The following is a 25,187-nucleotide window of genomic DNA, read 5'->3' on the forward strand; positions in this document are numbered from 1 at the left end:
GATAGGATGAATAAACCGATGGAGTGATGAAAACGATATATACCCTACTTATTTTTATGTTAACCTGGAATTATGTACAGGCGCAGGACATGCAGTATTCTCAGTTTTATGCAGCACCATTGTATTTGAATCCGGCATTTGCGGGGGCAACGGAACTGACCCGGATCGGGGCCAACTACAGAAACCAATGGCCAGGACTGGACCATTCTTTTGTCTCCTATTCTGCATATATAGATCATTACATGTTTGACATCAATTCGGGAGCAGGTCTCATCATCAATTCCACGCGGGAAAGCCAATCACAACTCAGCACCAATGAGGTAGGTCTGGTCTATTCCTATAAAGTGCATTTAGGACTGGACTCCTACCTCAGATTTGGTGGACAGGCCAGTTTTGTAACCAGGGATGCCTATTTTGGTGATTTGGTATTCGGATCTCAGTTGGATATCGAACGTGGGTATATTGATGATTTTAGCGGCGAGTTGATGGCTGCTGACTATAAGCATAGCTTTGTGGATTATAATTTCGGTATGGTGTTTCATACGCAGATGATGTGGGTAGGCGTATCGGGTCATCACCTTTCCGAACCCAACACTTCTTTTGTGGATGGCAATATCAGTGAGTTGCCCATGAGACTTTCAGCCCATGGAGGGATCAAATTTAATCTGGGTGAGGGAATGATTAATAATTACTATAGCAATACGCGTCAGGAACGCTCTGCATTTTTTGCTTTTAATTATAAGCACCAGGATCCATTTAATCAACTGGATCTGGGTGCCCAGTTGTTTATAGAACCACTGATCCTGGGGGTCTGGTACAGAGGTTTTCCCGTCAAATACGATTTACCCAATAACGAGTCTATTGTAGGCTTGCTGGGAGTGGTACTGAACAATGGGATAGATATTGGGTATAGTTTTGACTTTACCGCTTCCAAGCTAAGCCTGGGGAGTTCTGCGGGAGCTCATGAAATTTCTATCCGGTATTCTTTTTTATACGGGGATCCGAAAGACCGGAATAAAAGAAGCACGATCATTCCCTGCTTCCGGTTTTAATCAAATCGCACGATATCCGCTCCCAGGGCGTTGAGACGTTGGTCGATGTATTGATAGCCCCGGTCAATTTGCTCCACATTATCGATTACAGAAGTGCCATCTGAAGACATGGCGGCAATTAATAATGCCACACCTGCCCGTATGTCCGGTGATGTCATTCGGATCGCCTTTAGGGGGTATTTGCGTGCCAGTCCGATAACGGTAGCCCGGTGTGGGTCGCATAAAATAATTTGCGCACCCATGTCTATCAATTTATCCACAAAAAACAAGCGGCTTTCAAACATTTTCTGATGGACAAGAACGGTGCCTTTGGCTTGCGTGGCGATAACCAATACAATGCTCAACAGGTCGGGAGTAAATCCGGGCCAGATGGCATCAGAGACCGTAAGAATGGAACCATCGATAAAGGTTTCAATTTCGTACAGCTTTTGGGAAGGGATGAAAATATCATCGTCTCTGATTTCCATTTTTATTCCCAATCGCTGAAACGTTTCCGGAATCAGGCCAAGTTTATCGACCCGGGCGTTTTTGATGGTGATTTCGGATTGGGTCATGGCGGCCAGGCCGATGAATGAACCAATTTCAATCATGTCTGGTAGCAAGGTATGGCTGGTGCCTTTCAGCTTGTCTACGCCTTCAATGTGCAGGAGATTGGAACCGATGCCGGTTATTTTACCCCCCATGCGATTGATCATCAGGCACAGTTGCTGAAGGTAGGGTTCGCAGGCGGCATTGTAGATGGTGGTTTTTCCACTGGCCATGCATGCGGCCATAATGATATTAGCCGTGCCGGTAACGGAAGCTTCGTCCAGGAGCATGTAGGTACCGGTGAGCTTGCTTCCGTCTATTTTATAGATCCCTTTTTTTCCGTCGTAATGAAATTTGGCTCCGAGTTTTTGAAAACCAGTGAAATGGGTGTCCATCCTTCTCCTGCCGATCTTATCGCCTCCGGGTTTGGAAATTCTCCCTTTCCCAAACCGGGCAAGCAAGGGGCCAAGTAGCATTACGGACCCACGGAGTCCGGAAGCTTTTTGAAGGTATTCCTCCGAGTCCAAATAGGAAAGTTTGATATTTTTTGCTGTAAAGGAGTAACTTTCCGGGCCTTTTTTTTCAATCAGGACCCCCATATCCGAAAGCAGGTCCATTAGTTTATTGACATCGCGAATGTTGGGGATTTTTTCGACGATTACCTCTTCGGAGGTTAGCAAAACGGCACAAAGAATCTGCAGTGCCTCGTTTTTTGCACCCTGGGGAACGATTTCTCCTTTGAGCTGCGTTCCACCCTTTACCCGGAATGATGCCATTAATTTCTTCTTTTTTTGCTATTGGAACTGTTGTTTCGTCGCTTACCTCCGCCGTAATTCCTTCGTCCACCACTGTTCGATGAGCTGTTTTGCGGAGTGGCTACGTTGGTTTTAAAATCCCTTCGCATACTGGTTTCAAAAAGTCCGTTCTCCTTCACTTTATCCAGGTCTATATGTAGTTTTCCCTTGGAAAGTGTTTTGATATCATCAATGATAATGGCATCATCAAAGTTTTCCCTGTTCCAGGTGGAGTGAAAACTTCTCATTAATTGGCCAATATAAATCAAAGCGGTTTCCTGCTCATCGTCATCTTCTATCTCGATGGCTTTTTCGATTAGTTTTTCGATGTTTCTTCCATAATGCTTGAACCTCACTTCGCCTTCCGGGTAGCCGATGGGCTGTGGTTTTTTACCCAAAAGCTCCTTGGGAGGCATGGGAAAGGGTCCGTTCACCTCCAGTTCAAAATCAGACATGATGTACATGTCGTCCCAAAGCTTCTGGTCGCTTTCGGTTTTCAATAATGGATTAAGCTGTTTCATCAACTCCACCAGGGCGTAGGCGTATTCCGTCCTTTTTTCATCCTCTGGAACCGTCTTGATGTAATCCACTAATTTTTGGATGTTTTTTCCGTATTCTTTCAAAATAACTTTGTTTTTAGGCTTTTCATTATTGGTCATGATACCTGCATTTAAGTTTCCTGAACTTTTGTCAATATACTAAAAAATAGGCATTTGTCAGTACGCTTTGTTTTCGGTATCCGCCTTCGGTCTTAATCTACGATGCGAAGTTTTGCAAAGCTAAGTAATAAAGTTTTATCTCCAAAATGGTCGAAGTGAATATGAGCCTTTCGATTCACACCTTCCGTTTCAATTGCTTTCACCAAGCCAAACCCAAACTTGGGATGTTCTACTTTCATTCCTTCTGTCAAATTATGGGTGTTGGAGGGTTTGAAATCCGGGCTGGGGGTATGTATCTTCGCTGTGGCGTTTCGCATGGCCGGTTTTTTTAATCCGACAAATCCCTGACTGCCTTCGGAATCCCTAAAACTGCTGGAAAGGGTACTGCTGATTTTTTTATTTACTTTTACAAAAGTTGGGTCAATTTCTTCTAAAAACCGGCTGGGCTCACAGTTGAGCAACCTTCCGTACCGATACCGGGTCAGGGCATAGCTCAGGTATAATCTTTCCATTGCCCGGGTGGAGGCCACATAAAAAAGCCGACGCTCTTCCTCCAGATCTTCCCGGCTTTGCATCATCATTTGGGAGGGAAAGAGGTCCTCCTCCATGCCTACGACAAATACGTACTTGAATTCCAGTCCCTTGGAGGCATGAATGGTCATCAATGTGACCGTATCCTGGTTTTCTTTATTTTGATCTTCATCCGTTAATAGCGCAATTTCCTGTAAAAATGCACCCAGGGATTTGTCCTCATTTTCGGGATTGTCCACGTACTCCTTCATGGCATTCAGCAATTCCTGCACGTTTTCATAGCGATTCAGCCCTTCAATGGTCTTGTCCTCGTACAATTCCCGCAACAAACCGGATTGTTTCGCAATGCTCGTGGCTGCTTCGAAAGCATCTTTTCGCTCAGCTTCAATTTTAAAACTGCGGATCATGGTGCCAAAATCTCCTACGGCATTTGCTGCGCGACCGGATAAGAAACTGCTGCTGTTGGAAATCACTTCCCACAGACCAATGTCATGCTCGTAAGCGGCCACCATCATTTTTTCCACACTACTGGCCCCAATTCCTCTTTTGGGATAATTGATGACCCGCTTGAAGGCTTCTTCATCTTCCTGGTTGACCACATACCTGAAATAACCCATCAGGTCTTTTATTTCCCTTCTCTGGTAAAAGGAAAGTCCCCCTACGATCCGGTATGAAATACCCAATTTCCGCAGGGCTTCCTCCATGGATCGAGACTGGGAATTGGTGCGGTAGAGAATGGCGAAGTCACTGTTTCGCAATTTTTTATTGTTTTTTTCCTCAAAGATGGTCGTTGCCACCATTCTCCCTTCCTCGTTATCAGAGGAGGCTTTCATCAATTCAATCAAATCCCCTTGATCATTTTGCGTCCACACGTTTTTTTGAAGCTGGGATTTATTTTTGGCGATGATGGAGTTAGCCGTTTCTACAATATTTTTGGTAGATCGGTAATTCTGTTCCAGTTTGACGATAAACAGGTCCGGGTAGTCTTTCTCATAATTGAGGATGTTCTGAATATCGGCCCCTCTGAAGGCATAAATGCTTTGCGCATCATCGCCTACCACGCAAATATTCTGGTGGACCGCAGCCAGTTTTTTGGTGATCAGGTATTGGGAAAGGTTGGTGTCCTGAAACTCGTCCACCATCACGTATCGGAAACGTTGCTGGTATTTATTCAATACATCCGGATGGTCCCTGAAAAGAACGTTGGTATTAAACAGTAAATCGTCAAAATCCATAGCTCCGGAGCGAAACAACCGTTTTTGATAGTTTTTGTAAATTTCGCCGACTTTAGGCTTCATAGCCGCTTCATCATCAGCGGTAATGTAGGGATCATTCAGATAGGTCTCCCAGGAAATAAGCCGGTTTTTGGCACCCGAAATGCGAGATAAAACCGTATTGGCCTTATACACCTTATCGTCCAGTTTCATCTCCCGGACAATCGAACGAATCAGCGATTTACTGTCATCGGTATCGTAAATGGTGAAATTTGAGGGGTAGCCAAGCTTCTGGGCTTCTACCCGAAGGATTTTGGCAAAAACAGAGTGGAAGGTGCCCATCCAGGTATTTCTGGCTTCCAGTCCAATCAGTTTTTCTATGCGCTGCTTCATTTCACTGGCAGCTTTGTTAGTAAAGGTCAGGGATAATATCTGAAAGGGATCTACTTTCCGGGCATGGATCAGATGCGCAATTCGGTAGGTCAATACCCTGGTCTTACCGGATCCGGCACCGGCAATGATCATCACCGGCCCCTCCGTTCTCTCTACTGCTTCTCGTTGGGGGGGATTGAGGCTTGATAAGTAATCCATAGGGCTTGTTCGATTTTCTTTATTCAGAGGATGGTAATTAGCCAGATCAAAGTTACCAATTCTTTTTTAGGTTATCCTTTTTGAGATTTGAAATGTCATGCCATCCCCGGATTTACCTGAGCGGTTAAACCTGCCGTTGTATATGAAGCGGAAAAGCCTTTTCCAAAGGCAACAAGCGATTGAACCATTTTTCTCCAATAATCAGCGTTGGGACCAGTTTTCCTTCCACCGGTTATGAGACCATAAATAAAGAGCGGGTTGATCACGGATATTCTCCTCTAAAAATTTGACGAAGGTGTTCGTTATGCTATGAGGCTGCTCGCTATCATACGGTGGTTTGGCTAAAATACGGTATTCATATTCGTAATATCCACGTCTGGGTTTGGTAATGTAGGCGTAGATAACCGTCAGGTTGAATTTTTTGGATAATTTTTCTCCTCCCTCAAAAAAAGTGGTTTCGCGATTCAAAAAAGGCCTTCGATAGCGGATGTCTACCCTATTGGGTCTTTGGTCGGCTGCCAGAACGATCAGTCTCGGCGTATGTCTTTTTTTTAAAAATGCTCGCTGAAATGATTTTCGCTCGGTCAGGTCAGCTCCCATTCTTCCCCTGATTTTGTGCATGAGATCTTCGAAAAATGGCTGGTTAACACGGGTATAAATGGTCTCGCATTTCTCATGTACTTCCGAAGACACTGTAAGCAGATGGCCTTCCCAATTGAAAAGATGTCCACACATCCCTATGATAATCTCTCCCTGATCCACTTTATCAAAAATCAGAGCGGGGTTTTTTACAAGAAACCGTTTGTTCAGTTCTTTTTTGCCGATGGTAAGCAATTTGATCGTTTCGACTAGTGAATCAGTGAAATTCCGATAGAATTTTTTTTCGATTTGCCGTCTTTCTTTGCTTGGTTTTTCTGGAAAGGCTTGTTTCAGGTTATTCCGGACGATATTTTTTCGGTAGCCCATGAGGTAATAGGCCAGGAAGTAAATTAAATCCGACAGCACAAATAAAACCCTCAATGGCAACTTAGAAAGGAGGCGAATAAAGATCATGCGATTAAATGCTGGGTTTTTCAGGCGTTAAAGAAGTTCAAAATAATGAAAAATTGTCGACTTTCTTGGTTTAAATTAGTTATAAATAAAGTCAATTTGTAATTTTATAATCTATGTCCGAAGTGCAGCGAAAAAAATATTCCGATAAAGAAAAAAACAGCATCTTTGATCATGAGTTCATGCCTCATATTGATTCCATGTATAATTTTGCGTACAGGTTGACATTTGATGAGGACGATGCGAAAGACCTGGTCCAGGATACTTACCTAAAAGCATATCGGTTTATCAACTCTTTTGAGCAAGGAACCAATGCCAAAGCCTGGCTTTTCAGAATTTTGAAAAACAGCTTTATCAACGAGTACCGGAAGAAAAGCAAGCAACCGTCAAAAGTAGATTATCAAGAAGTTGAAACTTATTACAACTCCGATAATGTTGACTATAGTATGACCTCAGATTTGAGGGTCGATGCGGTCAAGGACATGTTGGGAGACGAAATTTCCAATGCACTCAACAGCTTGGCCGTGGATTTCAGGACGGTGATAATTCTTTGTGATCTGGAAGGGTTTACGTATGAAGAAATGGCAAAGATCCTGGATATCCCCATCGGTACGGTACGGTCAAGGCTTCACCGTGCCAGGAACCTTTTGAAGGATAAACTCCGTTCCTATGCTGAAAACATGGGCTATGATACGGATGAAGAATAATCGAAAAACTAGTTGAAATGGACAAAAATCTAAACACATCCAGCGAGAGAAAATTGAACTGTAGTGATGAAAGCAAATGCTTCGAGCTATTGGAAAGCATTCTGGATGGGGAAGAGACCACGGCATCAAAAGAAATTTTGGATGAAAAATTGGCGAAATGTCAACCTTGTTTTGAGCATTATCATCTGGAAAAAGTAATTCGGGAAGTGTTGAAAAACAAATGTACCAAGCACATGGTCCCTGCGGAATTAGCAGATACCATTCGGCAAAAAATACAAGAAATCAAGTAAACTTTTATGGCTCAGGGAAAAGCGATTATTTTTTCAGCCCCCTCCGGATCAGGGAAGACAACCATCGTCAAACACCTCCTTCAACAAATACCGCAACTTGGTTTTTCCATCTCTGCTTGTACCCGCGATAGGAGAGGGCGAGCCGAAGAGAACGGAAAGGATTATTATTTTCTTACACCAGAGGAGTTTCGTGCCAAAATTGATCAAAATGCATTCATTGAATGGGAAGAAGTGTACGAGGGCAATTTTTACGGGACCTTGAAAGAAGAAATCCAACGCATTTGGGATGCAGGCAAACACGTCATTTTTGATGTGGATGTCAAAGGTGGACTAAATTTAAAAAACTACTTCGGAAGTAAGGCACTGGCGGTATTCGTGAAAGTGCCTTCCATGGAAGACCTGGCAGAGCGGCTGCGAGAAAGGGGCACCGAGTCGGAAGAAAGCCTCTCCAGAAGGATTTACAAAGCCAAATTTGAAATGGGGTTTGAAGATCGATTTGATATTACCTTAATCAACGAGGATTTGCAAGTTTCATTTCAGGAGGCCGAAAAGCTTGTTAGGGAATTTATTGATGATCAGTCGGTTTGAAAGTAGGACTGTTTTTCGGCTCATTCAACCCCATCCATATCGGTCATCTGATCATTGCCGATACCCTTCAGGACCAGACCGATTTAGAAGAGGTGTGGTTTGTGGTTTCCCCACAAAACCCTCACAAATCTAGACGCTCCCTGCTGCATGAGTTTGATCGCTTACGAATGGTAGAACTTGCCACCGCTGATCATTTTAGCTTCAAGGTAGTGGATGTGGAGTTTCAAATGCCCAGGCCAAGCTATACCATCGACACACTGACCTACCTTTCTGAAAAATTTCCCAACCATGAGTTTTCGTTGATTTTAGGGGGAGATAACCTAACCCACTTTCATAAGTGGAAAAACAGCGAAGAAATCCTAAAGCAGTACGGGATGTATGTGTACCCCAGGCCCGGAAAAAATAAGACGCTGGAACACGAAAACATTCGCTACGTCGAAGCCCCTTTATTAGATATTTCCGCCACATTTATTCGTAAAACGTTACAGCGGGGAGGATCGGTGAGGTACCTACTTCATCCGCACGTACTGGATTACATTCGGGATAAGAATTTTTTTATCTGATCACTTGTCCTGTGGGGTATTTTCAGCCAGAGAAATTTTTCTGGTCTGAATGTGCCGGTCTATCCAGGATGCCACCGCTTTTCCCTGATCTACCCCGTGCTCGATTGCCGGTAAATAATGGATGCCTCCATAAAACCGGCTGATGGCAGCTTCTTCAGCAGCTTCCCGAAAGGAGTTAAATTCGCGCGTACCCAGTCCATACTTTACCTCCGTAGAATCCAGGAAAGTGAAGGGTTCTCCCAGTAGGTCTGTTAGGGCCAGCGAGGCTGCCGTGGAAATCACACTGTGTCCACTGGTATACTCCGGAAAGGGGGGCGTTTGCAACAAAGGAGTCCAGCTCTCATCCATGTATTGATTGATGTAGGTTTCAGGCCTTATCAGCACACTTCGGTATTTTTCGTCCCAACAGGAAATAAAGGCATCAAACAGGTAAATGGAAGTGACGGCCATGGTTTCTGCTGTTTGTTTCCAATTGAGATTCTTGGCTTTCGAGGCAATCCCTGCAATGCCCATCCAATGGCCACCCGGCGTAATTTTCTTCTCCGCGTACATCACATGTCCTTTGACATTCATTTTATAGGGATTGCAGTCCCAAAAAAAGGCGATTTCTTCCTGATGGTCATCCATCTGATTCCCTGCTTCCATTACTTCATAAGCGTCCTGATAAAAACGACTATCCGGAACAGTGTCATATGGAGGGGGAGGGGGAGGAATGAATTGGTCTGCGGAATCTAAAAAGAAGGTTCTAATTTTATTCCAATGGGGTTCGATCCCTTCCATATAGGCCGGGGGCGTGGGCCGCCAGCTTCCCGGGTCATTTCGAATGGTGTATTTTTCAAATGACCGGCTTTGGTGGTAGTTGTCCTGAGATGCATAAACCAGGATCTGTTCACCAATGGACTCACCCAAATCAACGGCGGCTTCAAAGTCGGCATTGGGCATGCCTGCTTCCTGAATTTTCTCAAAAGCAGCATCTCGGTATGCCATCATGTCATCCTCAGAAAAAACCAATTGAGAGGCGACCTTATAATAGGCCGCCAAGGCTGCCAGATGGAAATTGATCGCTTCGGGATCGCCGTCCATCTGAACCAAAAGGGGATTGGATCCATTCAACTGCCCCAATAAGGAAATATAGGTTTCCGGTGCTGCCAATACCGCAGCTTCATAGGCGGCTATGGCCGGGTAGGCGTAAATCCGGCTGGCAACCGGAGGAGAAAAAATGTCGTGAACGATGACATCAGTCAGTTGTCCATTGGCATTAATCAGCAATTGATTCTCCTGCAGCAACGCTTTGTATTCCTCATTGGGAGCACAGGCAGAAAATAGCAATACCCAACTAAAAATGGCCGTAACCAGGTGTATTCGAAAGTTTTTTGTCACTAGTGTCATTTCATTTGAAATTAACCTAAAGATAGCAAGTGAATCAGTCATTTACCAATAGTGCATTTCGTTTGTCCAGGTGTGCCTGGTGTTTTGCCAGGATCCATTCCCCCACTTTTTTTCCCTGATCCTGGCCACGGGTAATGGCATCCATATAGTGAATACCACCATAAAGCCTGGAAATACTGGCTTCCTCAGAGGCATGAAGAAAGGATTCGTAATCTCTGGTTCCCAGGCCATATTTCTCTTCCACCGTGTCTGTGTAGGAAAATTTCTCGCCAAAGAAATGGCTAAGTATGACGGCAGAAGTGGTGGAAATAGTGGAATGTCCGCTAAGGTATTCCGGAAATGGTGGTGTCTGTAGCATGGGCTTATATGACGGGTCCAGGTATTTACGGATGGCCGTTTCGGGTCGGATGCGATCGCTCCTGTATTTTTCATCCCAACAACTAATGAAACCATCCATTAATCCCATAGCAACGATACTGTTGACTTTCATCGCTTCTTCAAATTCCAAACCGGCTTTTTGACAAGCAATATCCGTGATGCCCATCCAGTGTCCTCCTGGAGAAATTTGCTTGACTCCTACCATCAAATGACCGGTCTCCTCTAGTGCAAACGGATTGCAATCCCAGAATGCAGCTATTTCACGTTGCTCCTTATTCATTTCCAATTCATACACTTCTTGCATTAATTTATAAAACTCCGAATCAGGGTTAGATGAAAAAGGAACCGGCGGTTTGGGCTTAAACTGATCCGAACTACTAAGCAAAAAGGGCCTTACCGTGTTAAAGTAGGGTTCGACAGGCGCAAAATACCCGGGAGGAGTGGGGTACCATTTGCCTTCTCCGGGAGAGGGCTGGTAGCGTGGGTAGTTACTGATCTCCCGATACCGATCCGCATTTGCGTATTCCAGTATTTGACTGCTTATAAATTTCCCGTACGTTTTTGCCCGCGAGATTTCCTGTTCGTCGTAGCCCCAGCTGCTGCAAGAGTCTGCAAAGGACAGCTCAAAGGCCTCCATTTCCGAACCGGAGGGCTGCATGGCTCCTGCGGTGTGGGTCATCGCAAAGATAGCACTCATAGGAAGCGAAGGGCTTTCCCAGTCGGGTTGAGTGATGGAATCCAGTCCGTTTAAGAATCCCGAAAAAGAGGGGTTTCCCTCACTATTGGTGGCCAATACCTCGTAGCCTGACAGGCAAGCATAGGCGTAGAATCGACCGGCAAGTGGAGGATTGGTGATATCATGCACCATTAAATCCGTCATTTTTTCGGTGACCCATCCAATGCTTTCGGCCGGCAAAGGTTTTTTTTCTCCCGTCGGCTGACAAGAAAAAAATAACGAAACCACCATGATGCCCATCACGAGCCGGGTGGCCAAATTTCGTTTTATGAGTGACTTGCCTTTTAGATTCATTTATGGTTTAATTTACTGGTTCTGTAGGCGATAGGCAACCACGGACCCCTGATTGATTCCGACCAATAGGTTCCCGTTGATTATTTCCATACTTCGCACATCTCCCTTGGTGGTAAGACCGGATCTTTTTTGAGGTAAATACCGAAAGTTACCGTTGCCGTCTCCCATCAGAACGGTGCCGTAATTGGCATCGTATTTACCAAAACGTAATCGGGCCCTATCAATGTTCCCTCCCAGAATTAAATCCATATGACCATCCTTATTCAGATCCCCACTTTCTATCGAAAAAACCGGTGAAAATTGGGCTTCTACTGGCAACGATTTTTTTTCCAGCAATTGATTCCCGGTGCTGACAAACAAACAGGTTTCTAATGTTGTAGCCTTTAGGTATCCAGCATTTTCAAGTTCTTTTTCAGAAAAAATATTTTCCAGCTTTGCCTCGGAAAAGCTTTCATAATCCGTAAACCTGGTTCTCATCATTGAAATCTGGTCCAGAAGTTCGTCCCGGGTAAGGTATGGATAGGGCTCCCCGTCGATGTAAAAGCTCAGAATCGGATCGATTGCACCATTATTATCAAAATCCTTATAATACATTTCCGCTGGCTCGGCTTTACTGGCCTTTACCTGGCTGTTTAGCCCATGGTTTCCCAGCACCAAATCCGGTTTGCCATCGGCATTCACATCTCCTACATGCAACCTGTTCCACCAACCGTGCTGGGGTTCCGCAAAATACTTTTCAGAAGAACGAAGAAGTCTACCCCCTTGGTTTTCAAATACGGAAATAGGCATCCATTCTCCCACCACGACCAGCTCGGTAGTTCCGTCGTTGTGGAGGTCCACCCAAGCGGCATCGGTGACTAGCCCAAGACTGGAAAGTTCCGGGCACCAATCGGTTGTTTTGTCTGCCATTTTTCCAAGTCCTTCGTTAAGGAGCAGGTAGCTTTGAGGAATTTCCGGGTACCTTCCCGGGATCACCCTGCCGCCGACAAAAATGTCTTGAAGCCCGTCATTGTTGATATCATGTGCGGCGAGGGCACCGGTGCTTGTCAGCATTTCCGGTAGCAGATCGGTTGACCGGGAGAAATTTCCCTGCCCGTCGTTTACATAGAGCCTGTCTTGTAATAAAGGGTCTTCCGGTAACAGGGAACCGTATCCACCACTGCCCACGTACAGGTCGGCATGGCCGTCGCCTGTAAAATCGTCCAAAAGTGCGTCTGTATCCTGGTAATCCCGATCATTATCCAAATCGGGATTGCTTTTTATCCGGAAGCTTCCATCGATTTGTTGAAGGTAGATTTTCCCTGCCTGTCCCATTTCTCCTCCTACAAAAAGATCGTCCAGACCGTCTCCATTTAGGTCGGCTCGTTTCATCACCGGACCTGAGAAAGAAATGGGATTGACCAGGAGCGGCTGCCGCTTAAAATCATTGATGGTGTTAGCAGGTGACTGATGTTCGATTGGAGAGGGGATTTCTACAAAAAGTGCAGGGGGCTCTTCAGTACCCGGCAACCTGTCCACGGCATTTTCCTGCATCAGGCTTAGGGTTTGGTTGCTTTGAATATCGAATATTTTTTCAGACAATCCCCCAGGCCAGGTAACCACCAGTGAATCAATCCGCGCCACTTCTCCCAAACCAAAATGCAGCGTAGGAGATACGCTCGACTGGTACCCTCTGGTTGGCATTTGTTCAAGCGTTTGCAGCTGATCTCCATGATAGAGCCATACCTTTGCACCTACACCCTGACTATTTCCAGCAGTTCCATTTAACTTAACCTTTAAATAACGGTTATTTTTGGCCAACGAATCCGAATTGTTTTGGTAGATAAAAGCGGGCTGGTTGATGTTATTGATGATTAGGTCCAGGTCACCATCATTATCCAGGTCGGCGTAGGCTGCACCATTGCTATTGGCATTTTGGTCGACCCCCCATTCTTCCGATTTTTTTTCGAATTGCAATCCGTCTTTATTCTTGAAAATATAATTCGCTAAATCCGAAGAAGGCATGCTTTGCACCAATTCCAGAATGTTCTCTCTCCGTAACCCATTTTGATTGTTCTTTAGGTAGTCGGCCATGTATTTTAAGAAATCCTGATTGGTGTAGTCCCGGAAATATCCGTTTGTAACATATAAGTCTTTATGCCCGTCATTGTCGAAATCTGCCAGTAAGGCAGCCCAGCTCCAATCGGTGTTGGAAACCCCGGCTACCTGTCCTACTTCACTATACAAGCCATTTCCATGGTTGATATGGAGCATGTTCCGCATGTACTGATGGTGAAAACCAACATTTAGCTTGTATTCAAATTTTTCGTAATTATCCGGAGCCATCAATAATTTTTGCCGTTTGTTACCTTCCGGCAGCATGTCAAGTGTGAAAATATCCGGATACCCGTCATTGTTAATGTCAGCGATATCATTGCCCATGGAAAAATGAGAGGTATGGCCCATGGCATCGCCAATCACGTCGGTAAAGGTTCCATCGCCGTTATTCAGGTAGAGGTAATCCGGTGCCGTATAATCATTACTGACGTAGATATCCATCCACCCATCACCATTAACATCGGAGATTCCGGCACCTAATCCATAGGAAAGAGCCACCTGCTGAATACCCGCTTCCCGGGTGATTTCTGTAAAACTGTTACCGTCGTTTCGAAAAAGTTGTGGTCCTGCCGGATCGGTGTTTTTCAGGATTTCGGCCGTGCTGGATTCGTCCAGTACCGGTAGGGATTTTGGATTATGGTTGAGTAAAAACAAATCCATATCCCCATCATTGTCAAAATCAAAAAAGCTGGCTTGTGTGCTGGTAGCCTCACTATCGATACCAAATTGGGCTGCCATTTCTTTGAAAATAGGAATTCCCTGTTCATTTGGACCTTGATTGATATACAATTCATTTTTCCGTTTTTCAGGAGGTAAGCTCCCGGAATAGCAGACATAAATATCCAGTAGGCCGTCTCCGTCTACATCGGCAAAAGTCACGCCTGTTTTCCAGGGTCCCGGTCGCGTTTGCACGCCGGCAGTATGGGTAACATCTTCGAATTTCATATTTCCCCGATTCAGGTAGAGCCGGTTTTCCACCATGTTTCCCGAGAAATACACGTCATCAAACCCATCTCCATTCAGGTCGCCGATAGCCACACCTCCGCCATTATAAAAATATTCATACACCAGTATGTTCGTGTTCAATCCTTCGGTAAGGGTATTTTCAAAATCCACACCGGTGGCATCCGTCGATAAGAGCGTAAATTGCTTTATTTCAGGTGTTTTTTCTACTTCCTCCTGGCAGGAAAAAGAGATAATAAGGAATCCAAAAAGCTGTATTTTATAAAGGACTTTATTGTACATAGGGATGACTAGATGATCATGCAAATATAGAAATAATTGGGGAGCTTCCTGGGATTTTGTGCCTGGGATGCAGCATGTTCCGGGGTTAATAGTAGAAAGGGTAGCAGATGGCAGCTATTAGCGCAAAAAAAAGGCGATCCATGGATCGCCTTTTAAAATAAATGAGTCTATCGAAATGTATTAATCCTCGTAACCCGGATTTTGAATAAGGTTTTCGTTTCGCTGGGATTCATCAAAACTGATGGGCATCCAGTACATCTTATCCAACCATAACCTGTTTTCCTTACCCGGATCAATCTCGATCACCTCATAGGAGTAATCGTAAAATTCAGGATCGTAACGGTAAATGGAAAGCTCCCTGCCCGGCTTGAGGGTACCCACGATACTGATGCCATTGGGCTGTCGTCCCTGTGTTTCAGGAGCGATCATCCAACGTCTGGCATCGTAATAACGCTGTTCCTCGTGGACCATTTCCTTACGTTTTTCGTTGATGAAAATGTTCCACAATTCTTCACCTGAGGCGGTTACTGCTGGCAATCCGGCTCTGAATCGGATTTTGTTCAGCCAATTTCTGGCTTCTTCATCGTTACCCAGGGCAATATTGGCTTCCACGTAATTAAAGATCACTTCTGTGAATCGGATGTGGGGCCATGGGATTTCCTGCCAGGTATTCTGGTCTACAAAATTTGGATCCGGCTCAATGAATTTCCGTAGGTAATAGCCGGTATAACTACCGTTCCAATCTTCAATGGGGCTATTTCGGGTATCTAATCCAAAATGCGTTACTTTTTCACCTTGACTATTTACCACCTCATAGGTGCCGGTCTGTATTTGTCCCAGTGGATCTCTTGCCTGGTTGGCAGAAGAACGTGGCTTCCATGGCGCTCCTTCGTAAAGGAAAGTAGCATAAAACCGAGGCTCACGACCTTCATAGGGTGCACCGGCGTGTTCTTCATTATCCCAGTCAAAATCGCTGCCATCCATCATTTGGTAGTCATCGATCAATAATTGAACAGGGGTATTTCCCGCCCAGTTGTTGTAACCGTTAGGACCGTTGTGCAAGCCGTGACGACCACCCCATTCTGGTTTCTGTGAAAGGAAGTACCTTCCAAAAATCATCTCTTGTTCTCCTCCATTTCTGGAAAGGGAATTGTTGATGTAGGTTTGGGTGGCTTCCTCCGGAGATAAGGGCTCGGTCAGGTCAAGCATGTTTCCACTTGCCTTGTCCAGCACTTCCTTCGCTGCATCCAGTGCATTTTGGTATCTTTGATCTTGGTTACCAGAGGTATATCCGATCAGTTCCTTGTATTGATACCCGCTAATTACATCCGAGTTAGCAGAGGCGGTAGGCATGTCATGTAAATCGGATGCGGCGTAAATCAATACCCTTGACTTCAAGGCTAACGCTGCGATCTCATTGGCCCTTCCGCGGATGGGATTGTGATCACTCAACAAATCCGCAGCCATGTCCAGGTCGGAAACGATGAAATTTACTACCTCCTCAAACGTATTACGGGGAAGCGCATAGGTCTCCTCATCCAGAGTAAAGGTACGATCTGCAATTGGAACAGCTCCGAAATTCCTCAATAACTGATGGTGGAAATAAGCACGCATAAAGGTAGCCTCTCCCAATAAGCGATCGGCTATACCTCCGTCATTAGAGAAGTCCGGGTCGGTAAGGTTTTCGATCGCAATGTTCGTAGCCCGAAGGCTATTGTACATGTTTGGCCAATTTCGGGTTCCGTCGATCCAACCGGGATTTTGAGGGTTGGAACGTGCTTCCGTGACGGTGGTGATATTTCTGCCCGGATGAGTAAAGATGGCCTCATCCGTCAGGGATGCCAAGGCCTGTTCATTGAATCCGCCTTGTCCCAAACCGGTGTAGAGGTCGGTTACAAAGGCTTCTGCAAGCCCTGCATCTGTCCATACGGCAGATTCAGATACTTCTCCTAATGGCTGGGTATTCAAAAACTCCTCATCACAAGAGAAATTGAGAAAAGAAATGGCGAGACCCAACCCTAAATATTTTATATTTTTCATCATATTCAACGTTTTTGGATTTAGAATGTAACAGACAAACCTGCATTGATTACCCTGGCCTGTGGATAGTACTGACCGGTTGCATTATCAGATTCCGGATCGTATACCTTTAACTTATCCCAAGTGAGCAGGTTTAGCCCGTTGGCATAAAATCTCAGGTTGCTGATACCAAACCTTTCTCCAACCTGCTGAGGTACGGTATACCCAACTTCCAGGTTTTTCAAACGAATGTAGTCGGAACTTCTGTACCAGAAATCGTTTCCTCCGGAGTAATACTGGTCGCTTCGGTTAGCAATTCTTGGATACTCCGTGCTTTCGTTATCAATGGTCCATCTGTTTTCATAAAACTCCAACAGGTAGTTACCGATGTTACCGGATTCTCCCAGACTAACCAGTGCAATGGCACCAGCCGCTCCCTGGAAAAGTACAGACATGTCCCAATTCCTAAAGGTGGCATTCATATTGACACCTCCCTGAAGACGGGGAATACTGTTTCGGTCTAACCGTACCCGATCCAAAGGCGTAATGGCACCGTCACCATCGTAATCTTTAAACCGCATATCTCCCGGACGTAGTTGGTTGGTAATGTCCGTGTAATCCAGTGTTTCGGCTTCAATGGCATCTTCATTAGCGAAAACACCGTCGTAAAGGTAAACCGGGGCAGGAGTATTCATAGGCTTGCCAGTGGATCGTTGCCAATCCGGTGCTCCCGGAGGCTCGTCCCAGAAAAGGATTTTGTTTTTTGCATAACCCCCATTAGCACTGATGCTGTAGGACAGGTCTCCAGCTTGACCGCGGTATCCGAGGTTGAAATCAAAACCTTTGTTTTCAACTTCTCCAATGTTTTCTGCCGGAAGTAGTGCTGAAAGCCCACTTGATTGGGGAACAGAAGCATTTTTTCTCCAAAGGATATTGGTTCGTTTATTATAGAAGTAATCTAACTCGAAGAATATTTGTCCCTGAAGCAGCTGCCCTTCCAATCCAATGTTGGAGTTGTTGGCCACTTCCCAGGTAATGGCCGTGTTAGGTACTCTTGTTTCAAACAAGGTCTTTGCCTCGGTGTTTTCCAGAATTTGACTTCTGAATCCATAGGTAGATAAAAACTGATACTCTTGTAAGGAACCACCGAAGAAAATCTGGTCGTTACCCATTTGACCCCAGGAACCTCTCAACTTCAAGAAGTCCATCACAGGGACGTTGTTTTTCCAGAAATTTTCTTCCGAAATCACCCATCCTGCCATCACACCCGGAAAGAAACCGAATCGGGTAGGCTCCGGGAAAATATAGGAACCATCGTATCTCCAAAGGAATTCAAACAGGTATTTTTCCTGGTAATTATAGGCTACCCGACCAAAGTAATTGAGACGAGCACGCTCAAAGGCACCACCACCATTGTCTTTTTCAGCATCGCCACCGGCAAACATCTGATCAATGGCAGGAGAAATAAAGTACCTTCTATAGGCAAAGAAATCGTCTCCCTCCACGGTTTCCTGGTTTACACCGGCCAAGGCATTTATTACATGGTCCCCGATTTGCTTCTCGTAACTAAACACACCTCCCAGGAGGATGTTCAATTGGTTGATATTGGTTTGTCTTAACCGGGGCTCTGCAGGCCCTCTTTCGCTGGGCACCAGGACAGGAGTAACGCCATCCTCTTCAAACCCATTACCTCGCTGATACAAAATCCAGGGAGTTTCCCATCTTTTTTGAAACCTGCTCAGGTTATCCACGGCCGCAGTTCCCTGAAATTTCAAACCTTCCACCCCAGGAATTTTGATATTCAGTGCACCGTTGGTTTGGAAATAATTTCGGGTATCCCGGTCGTAGCCGGTGGCGTTGGTAGTGATGACTACCGGATTTTCTCCGTTTTCAATGTCCGGTCCGGGTCGGCCATCAGGCCAGAAGGCTGGCTCATGGGGCTTTCCTCGCATCTGCATTCTAAAGATGGCTCCGGCACCCCGGGTAGGGAAGAACCGATATTCCTGACGCGCTAAAACCCCTAATTGCAAATCGATGTATTCATTGATTTTTGCATCCAGGTTGATCCGCATGTCGTACTGCTTGTAACCGGTGGCGGAATTTTTGTAATAAGCATCCTGGTTTTGATATCCCAGAGAGGCCATGTATCGTAGATTTTCCGATCCACCATTCAATTGTAAGTTATGCCGTACCTGCGGCGACCATGTTTTCAAGGTTTCTCCGTACCAGTCCGTGTTGGGATAATTCCAGGGATCTGTTCCCGCTCTGTGCAAAGCTAACGCCTCAGGACTGAAAGGAGCTGTTCTTTCTTGACCGTCTGGCCGGGTGTAGGTACCTGTAGAACGAAAGGCATCGGTAGCTGATCGCCATTCACTGACAGGTAGTTCGTACACACTCAGGTCATTCAACATTTCTCCATACTGAGCCGCATCTGCCAGTTCGGGGATAACGGTAGGCTGGGCAAAGCCCTGGTTGAACTGATAGGTTAATTCAGGTTTGCCTTCTTTTCCTCTTTTGGTAGTAACGAGAATTACCCCGTTTGCTGCTCTGGCTCCATAAATAGCGGCAGAAGCATCTTTCAATACGGAGATGGTCTCGATGTCATTTGGATTAAGTCTGTCAATACCACCTGCTCGGGCAGGGATACCGTCAATTACGATTAGGGCATCGTTATTACCAAGGGTATTTGAACCCCGAATACGAATTCCAGCACCATCATAGCCTGGCTCCCCGCTTCGGTTTACGGCAATTACTCCGGCCATTCGACCAGCAATGGAGTTGGTAAGGTTCATGGCAGGTGATTTCACCAAATCAGCACCTTCTACGGTCGCTACGGACCCCGTGATGGTTTCCTTTTTTTGCTCTCCGTAGCCGACTACCACCACCTCATTCAGGGACTGCATGTCCGGCGCAAGGGTAACGTCAATGGTACTCTGGTTTCCAATCGCAACTTCCTGCTTAATAAAACCCACAAAGGAAAAAACCAGCGTTTCATCCCCGGGTTGTAAGGCTATCCGGTAGTTTCCGTCAATATCGGTCACCGCACCACGAGTGGTGCCTTTCACCAATACCGAAACCCCCGGTAGGGACAGGTCGTCCTCGGACGAAATGACCGTTCCGGTCACCTCTCTGGACTGCGCATGTACTGTCAGGCTGCTCGCTAAAAGCAAGGCCAAACCCAACAAAAACAGTTTTGTTTTGGGTAAATAATTTTGCATTCTTTAATTAATTAGGTTAATAATAGATAAAGTTATTGTTAAAATAACACTTTAAAAGTGAAGGTATTTTTTGGTATATGCAATAGGCTGTTAAAAGACGTTAATTTCGGATGAAAGGGTAATTTTAAAAAAAGCGAAAAATATAATTAATTTTTCAATGAACAGCTATTTTAGCTATCTACTCATCAAAAAAAGAGCGAGTTGATTAATAGAAATTGAAGTCAATAAATCTTCATTTCCCACAAAAAAAAAATAAGAATCTCAATAAAATGCAGTAATTCAAGCTAGATTTAGCCTATTTCTCTACTAAAATATAAGCAACAGCTCTTCGATAACTCTCTTATAGCTCGTTTGAAAAATCGATGGTTTAGAACCAATTGCCCAGGGTCTTAGACGAAAGTGTAAGGTTAACACAAAACAATCAAGGGGCTTTCGTTAAACCCGTAACACAGGAAAAATCTGATTTTTTTTATTCCTCAAATTCCTTAACTTTGGCAGGTAAGGTTTAATACAGGAAAGAATAGTCAGCTTCTAGCTGTCTGTTCTTTATTTTTTTCTGCACGCAGGTATAAGTTAGCCAGGCATTAGACTTTCATGATTTCGGCTTCCTTCTTTTCAAAAAGGTCGTCAATTTTAGAGGAGTAGGCATCTGTGTATTTTTGGACGGTGTCCTCTCCACGCTTTACTTCATCCTCGGATACGCCATCCTTCAACAGCTTTTTGAGTTCATCATTGGTGTCTTTGCGAATCGTTCGAATACTGATTTTTCCATTCTCGCACTCATTTTTAACCTGTTTGACAAGGTTCTTTCGTCGTTCTTCCGTGAGTGGAGGAACGGTTAGCAAAACCATTTCGCCATTATTCTGCGGATTCAGCCCCAGATCGGAGTTGATAATGGCTTTCTCTATTTCCTGGATCAGGTTCTTTTCCCAGGGTTTGATAGCAAGTGTTCTGGCATCCGGTGTGGTGATGGAAGCTACCTGCTGAATCGGGGTAGGGTTTCCGTAATACATCACCATGATTCCATCCACAAAATTAGGCATGGCTTTTCCTGCCCGGATCTTGAGCAGCTCCGCTGAGGTGTGCTGAACCGCCTTTTCCATCAATGATTTCGCTTCCTCTAATTGTAACTGAATCTCTTCCATTGGACTTTTTAGTTTGATGTAATCAATGTTCCTACTTCATTTCCCTGTATCAGGTGCAGCAGATTATCGGTTTTGTTCATATCAAAAACGATAATTGGCAGGTTGTTTTCCTGACAGAGCGTAAAGGCCGTCATGTCCATGACATTCAGGTTTTTTTCGTATACCTCCTGAAAAGTTATGTTAGCATACCGGGTTGCATTTTTGTCTTTTTCCGGATCAGCCGTGTAGACTCCGTCTACGCGGGTTCCTTTTAGGACCACCTCCGCTTCGATTTCAATCGCACGCAGACTGGCCGTCGAATCGGTCGTAAAATAAGGATTGCCAATTCCTGCCCCAAAAATGACAATTCTTCCTTTTTCCAAATGCCGGATCGCTCTTCTTCGGATAAAGGGTTCGCAGACACTTTCTACCTTTATCCCCGACATTAAGCGTGTGTACATGCCATTCTGCTCCAGGGAACTTTGAAGGGCCATGGCGTTTATCAAGGTGGCCAACATGCCCATGTAATCTCCCTGTACACGATCGATGCCTACCTTGCCCGCCTGCACGCCTCTGAAGATATTCCCCCCTCCGATGACGATGGCTATTTCCACACCCAGGTCATGCACATTTTTTATTTCTGTTGCGTATTCTTGCAGGCGTTTGGAATCTATACCATAACTGTTATCGCCCATTAGCGCTTCTCCACTTAATTTCAGGAGAATTCGTTTGTATTTCATCTTGGAATAGTTTTTCAGTTGATGACCGATCAAGGCTTAAATTGCATGCTTAGATTACTTTTTTTTAATTTATAGCCCGACAAATATAAATCCTTGTTTTTAGAATACTAAATCTTATTCCTAAAATTGAAAGGATGAATGGTTTTTTTCCAGGTTCTTTAATCGCAGCACTCGCTGGCAAATCGCCCTGCTCCATCCGAATTGCTATCAAATACCGGGCTTCATCTTTCGAAATCAATCTTGTTTGTACCGGTTCCTTTGCTCTTGGTACGGATTATCATTTGTTTGTTTAGTTTTGTGCCGGCATTTCCCTAATTTTAATCCATCGATAGGGCTGGACGGTAGGAGATAGGGTAAACCTCCCTTCGACATGTTCCGGTTTGTCACTTTTATAAATTATAAAATAAAGTACCTGTGAATTTCAAGACTGATCGCCTGTTTACCTTGCTGGGAGTACTTCTTTGCTTTTTTTCCTGTAAACCTGCTGCCCAGACCCTGGTTGAGAGGGCACCCCAGGAGCTTACCCCAACCGATACGGTTGTACCAACCCAAAACAGCCTGTCTGCTGACTTGATCAGGGAGAAGGAAATAGCACTTCACCAATACCATCCCAGCGCAACCCGAGCCTTTGACTTGTTACATACCGAACTCAGATTGTCCTTCGATTATGCCCGGCAAGCGGTTCTCGGGGAAGCCCTGCTTACCTTGACACCCTATAATTATCCGCAGCGTGAATTGGTTTTGGATGCCAAAGATTTTGAAATACACGAAACAATGCTGGAAGAAGGGGGACAACCCATGCCGTTGCCCTTCACTTACGATCAGGAAACCATCCGGCTGTCGCTTCCCCGGGAATTTACCAGAGAGGATACCTTGCACATTGGAATCAAGTACACGGCCTATCCCGAAAAAGGGACCTCCGAAACATCCGCTGCCATTGCGGACTCCAAGGGGCTTTATTTCATTAACCCCGACAGTTCCGATTCAGCAAAGCCCGTACAAATCTGGACACAGGGAGAAACGGAGTATTCTTCTAAGTGGTACCCTACCATCGATCATCCCAATGAGCGGCAAACGCATGACTTTTACCTGCGGGTTCCGGAGGGGTATAGCAGCCTTAGCAACGGTAAGTTACTGAGCCGTGAAAAACACGAAGATGGGTACCGGACGGACCATTGGCGAATGGATCAACCCCACGCGCCTTACTTATCAGCCCTGGTGATTGGTGAATTTGCGGTCATAGAGGCAGATACAGTGGCAGGGGTTCCTATTCGGTATTTTGTAGAGCCGAAATATGAAGCAGGAGCCAAAAAAGTATTTGCCCATACACCTGAAATGATGCGCTTTTTTTCAGAAATCCTGGATACCCCCTTCCCCTGGCAAAAATACGATCAGGTAGTGGTCAGGGATTTTGTTTCCGGAGCCATGGAAAATACGACCCTGTCGATTTTTATGGAAGGCCTGCAATTGAATGAAAGGGAAGCCCTGGACAGCGAATGGGATTATATCATTGCGCACGAACTGTTCCACCAGTGGTTTGGGAATCTCGTCACCACGGAGTCCTGGGCAAACTTAACCTTAAACGAAGGGTTTGCGGACTATTCCGAATACCTGTGGATGGAACACAAAGAAGGCAGAGACCAGGCCGACATGCACCATTTCAATGCACTGGAACAATATCTGGATGAGGCCGAAGAAAAGCAAGAACCCCTGATTCGGTATTTTTATGAAGATAGCGAAGACCTGTTTGACAGTCATACCTATGCCAAAGGGGGACGGGTGTTGCACATGCTGCGGAGGTATCTGGGAGACGAAGTGTTTTTTCAGGCATTACATGATTACCTGGAAGAAAATGCCTTCGGAAGCGTAGAAATTCACCAGCTTCGACTGGCATTTGAAAAGGCTTCCGGCATGGACCTGAATTGGTTTTTCAACCAATGGTTTCTTAACCCCGGACATCCTGAGCTAGCCATAAGCTGGGACTTTTCTCAAAAAGACAACATTCAATTGACCGTGGAGCAGCGGCAAGACCTGTCAGGAAATCCGCTTTATAAGATTCCTTTCACCGTCAGTGTGTATAAAGATGGCGAACGAACTGAAAAGCAATTCACGCTGAATCGGGCCTCCCAACAATTTGCCTTGGAGAATGGCAGTGGTACGGAATGGGTTGTTTTCGACGAGCACCACACCTTGCTGGCTGAAAAAGTGCATCAGCGGGGCAAGGAATTTTTGGAAAAGCAGTTTTTTACCTCGCGTTCTGGTCTGGCACGCGTAGAGGCCCTGGACAGCCTTACTTCTCTTTACGAAGGAGAGGGAGTAAAGGAAGAGACTTTTCAGAAAGCACTGAATGATTCTTTTGCGGTGGTGCGCGAACTGGCACTTCAACGGATGCTTCGCATGGAAGACAAGCGAAAATTTATTTCTCAGTGGGAAACCAGCATTTCGGATATCGTTGAAAATGATCCAAATAATGCCGTGAGATCGGTAGCGCTGGAGGTATTGGCCGGATTTGATGCTGGAAAATATCGACCGTTGCTTTACCGCATGGTAAACGACTCCTCCTATCAGGTATCTGGAGCGGCATTGGTAGCGATCATGGAGTTGGATGGGGAAGCTGACAAGAAAAAAGAACTGTTTGAGCAATTTAGGGCTGAGGATAATATCCGTATAATAGCACCTTTGGCAGATTATCTGACGCAAACAGGCCAGGTGGAGAACGCTTCCTGGATGGATGAAAAATTGGAGCTTCTTTCGGGGGAGTCATTGTATTACTTTATTGGGTATTACGGAGATTACTATGCGAGTGTGGAAGGAGTCCCCGATTCGGAGGCCATCCATCGGCTGGCAGCGCTTGGCAGGGAGCACCCGCTAAGTTATGTACGGCTAGCAGCTTTTCAATCTTTGTTTGGCTTTATCGATCAGGAAGGAGTGGTAGAACTTGCCGAATCGCTGTTTGACTCTGAAAAAGATGAGATGGTAAAGCGGTATCAGGAATATTACCTGGAGCCCTACCTAAATGAGGAGTAAATTCCTGATGGTGAATGAGATGCTTTTGAATTCGTAAAAAACAGAAGATTTTTTTTTATAATATTTTGAATGTTTGGTAAAAGGGTATAATTTTGCCATCCGTTACGACAACAACGGAAATCTTATGATGTTTTGAGTAAGACGGATTGTTGTTATTTGGGGGAATACCAAAGCGGCCAACTGGGACGGACTGTAAATCCGTTGACTTATGTCTTCACAGGTTCGAATCCTGTTTCCCCCACGAATTAAAGCAGGGGTTCTTCTTAAAGGGTAGAACCGGAATACGAAGGAGAAGAGTTATTGTTTTATTAATAATAGCTTGATATTTTTGGATTCTAAAAATAAAATAAGGA

Annotated in this window: 17 protein-coding genes and 1 tRNA gene; 7 read left to right on the forward strand and 11 right to left on the reverse strand. The window is 45.2% G+C overall.

Going from position 1 to position 25,187, the window contains the following annotated elements:
• Positions 1-26 precede the first annotated feature (26 nt).
• Positions 27-1,052 (forward strand): PorP/SprF family type IX secretion system membrane protein, encoded by a 1,026-nt coding sequence (locus GJS45_RS10620; protein ID WP_162341722.1) that lies wholly within the window; start codon positions 27-29, stop codon positions 1,050-1,052.
• On the opposite strand, the gene murA is transcribed toward GJS45_RS10620, so the two are convergent.
• The 4 genes from murA to GJS45_RS10640 form a co-directional block, all read right to left on the reverse strand.
• A complete protein-coding gene (gene murA, locus GJS45_RS10625; protein ID WP_162341724.1) occupies positions 1,049-2,356 on the reverse strand; it encodes a UDP-N-acetylglucosamine 1-carboxyvinyltransferase in 1,308 nt (435 codons plus the stop codon). The two genes, GJS45_RS10620 and murA, sit on opposite strands and share 4 nt — an antisense overlap.
• Positions 2,356-3,033, reverse strand: a complete 678-nt coding sequence (locus GJS45_RS10630) for a DUF4290 domain-containing protein (RefSeq protein ID WP_162341726.1) — start codon at positions 3,031-3,033, stop codon at positions 2,356-2,358. Before GJS45_RS10630 ends, murA begins: the two co-directional genes overlap by 1 nt.
• A 92-nt stretch (positions 3,034-3,125) precedes the next feature.
• Positions 3,126-5,369, reverse strand: a complete 2,244-nt coding sequence (locus GJS45_RS10635) for an ATP-dependent helicase (RefSeq protein ID WP_162341728.1) — start codon at positions 5,367-5,369, stop codon at positions 3,126-3,128.
• A 201-nt stretch (positions 5,370-5,570) separates the two neighbouring features.
• Positions 5,571-6,422 (reverse strand): lysophospholipid acyltransferase family protein, encoded by an 852-nt coding sequence (locus tag GJS45_RS10640; RefSeq protein ID WP_162341730.1) that lies wholly within the window; start codon positions 6,420-6,422, stop codon positions 5,571-5,573.
• A gap of 113 nt (positions 6,423-6,535) precedes the next feature.
• On the opposite strand from GJS45_RS10640, the gene GJS45_RS10645 reads away from it, so the two are divergent.
• From GJS45_RS10645 to nadD, 4 genes are read left to right on the forward strand one after another with little or no spacing between them, the layout of a single operon-like run.
• Positions 6,536-7,126: a sigma-70 family RNA polymerase sigma factor gene (locus GJS45_RS10645; RefSeq protein WP_162341732.1), complete on the forward strand. Its 591-nt coding sequence runs from the start codon at positions 6,536-6,538 to the stop codon at positions 7,124-7,126.
• A gap of 17 nt (positions 7,127-7,143) precedes the next feature.
• The gene (locus GJS45_RS10650) at positions 7,144-7,416 is read left to right on the forward strand and encodes an anti-sigma factor (protein WP_162341734.1); all 273 of its coding nucleotides are present in this window, start codon (positions 7,144-7,146) and stop codon (positions 7,414-7,416) included.
• A gap of 6 nt (positions 7,417-7,422) precedes the next feature.
• Positions 7,423-8,004: a guanylate kinase gene (gmk, locus tag GJS45_RS10655; RefSeq protein WP_162341736.1), complete on the forward strand. Its 582-nt coding sequence runs from the start codon at positions 7,423-7,425 to the stop codon at positions 8,002-8,004.
• On the forward strand, positions 8,001-8,567 hold the full coding sequence (nadD, locus tag GJS45_RS10660) for a nicotinate (nicotinamide) nucleotide adenylyltransferase (protein ID WP_162341738.1): 567 nt from the start codon (positions 8,001-8,003) through the stop codon (positions 8,565-8,567). The genes gmk and nadD overlap by 4 nt, the downstream gene beginning before the upstream one ends.
• Here nadD and GJS45_RS10665 read toward each other — a convergent pair whose 3' ends face one another.
• From GJS45_RS10665 to pyrH, 7 genes are all read right to left on the reverse strand, one after another.
• Positions 8,568-9,956, reverse strand: coding sequence for a vanadium-dependent haloperoxidase (locus GJS45_RS10665; RefSeq protein WP_162341740.1), 1,389 nt, complete (start codon positions 9,954-9,956; stop codon positions 8,568-8,570). It abuts the gene before it with no gap.
• A gap of 34 nt (positions 9,957-9,990) precedes the next feature.
• The gene (locus GJS45_RS10670; RefSeq protein WP_235954711.1) at positions 9,991-11,364 is read right to left on the reverse strand and encodes a vanadium-dependent haloperoxidase; all 1,374 of its coding nucleotides are present in this window, start codon (positions 11,362-11,364) and stop codon (positions 9,991-9,993) included.
• Positions 11,365-11,376: 12 nt separating this feature from the next.
• Entirely contained in the window at positions 11,377-14,706 is a 3,330-nt protein-coding gene (locus GJS45_RS10675; protein WP_162341742.1) for a VCBS repeat-containing protein, read from the reverse strand.
• A 180-nt stretch (positions 14,707-14,886) separates the two neighbouring features.
• On the reverse strand, positions 14,887-16,746 hold the full coding sequence (locus GJS45_RS10680) for a RagB/SusD family nutrient uptake outer membrane protein (RefSeq protein ID WP_162341945.1): 1,860 nt from the start codon (positions 16,744-16,746) through the stop codon (positions 14,887-14,889).
• Between the two features lie 20 nt (positions 16,747-16,766).
• Entirely contained in the window at positions 16,767-19,943 is a 3,177-nt protein-coding gene (locus GJS45_RS10685) for a SusC/RagA family TonB-linked outer membrane protein (protein WP_162341744.1), read from the reverse strand.
• Positions 19,944-20,527: 584 nt separating this feature from the next.
• On the reverse strand, positions 20,528-21,088 hold the full coding sequence (gene frr, locus GJS45_RS10690) for a ribosome recycling factor (protein WP_162341746.1): 561 nt from the start codon (positions 21,086-21,088) through the stop codon (positions 20,528-20,530).
• An 8-nt stretch (positions 21,089-21,096) separates the two neighbouring features.
• Positions 21,097-21,807 carry a UMP kinase gene (gene pyrH, locus GJS45_RS10695; protein WP_162341748.1) on the reverse strand — a complete coding sequence of 237 codons (711 nt, stop codon included), beginning with the start codon at positions 21,805-21,807 and terminating at the stop codon, positions 21,097-21,099.
• Positions 21,808-22,221: 414 nt separating this feature from the next.
• Between pyrH and GJS45_RS10700 the strand changes: the two genes are divergently transcribed.
• Both GJS45_RS10700 and GJS45_RS10705 read left to right on the forward strand, forming a co-directional pair.
• Complete coding sequence (locus GJS45_RS10700; RefSeq protein WP_162341750.1) at positions 22,222-24,834, forward strand: M1 family metallopeptidase; 2,613 nt, start codon at positions 22,222-22,224, stop codon at positions 24,832-24,834.
• A gap of 158 nt (positions 24,835-24,992) precedes the next feature.
• Positions 24,993-25,075 (forward strand) — tRNA-Tyr (locus GJS45_RS10705).
• The last annotated feature ends 112 nt before the right edge of the window (positions 25,076-25,187 follow it).

It is taken from the genome of Cyclobacterium salsum, from assembly GCF_010119245.1.
GTDB classification, from domain to species: domain Bacteria; phylum Bacteroidota; class Bacteroidia; order Cytophagales; family Cyclobacteriaceae; genus Cyclobacterium; species Cyclobacterium salsum.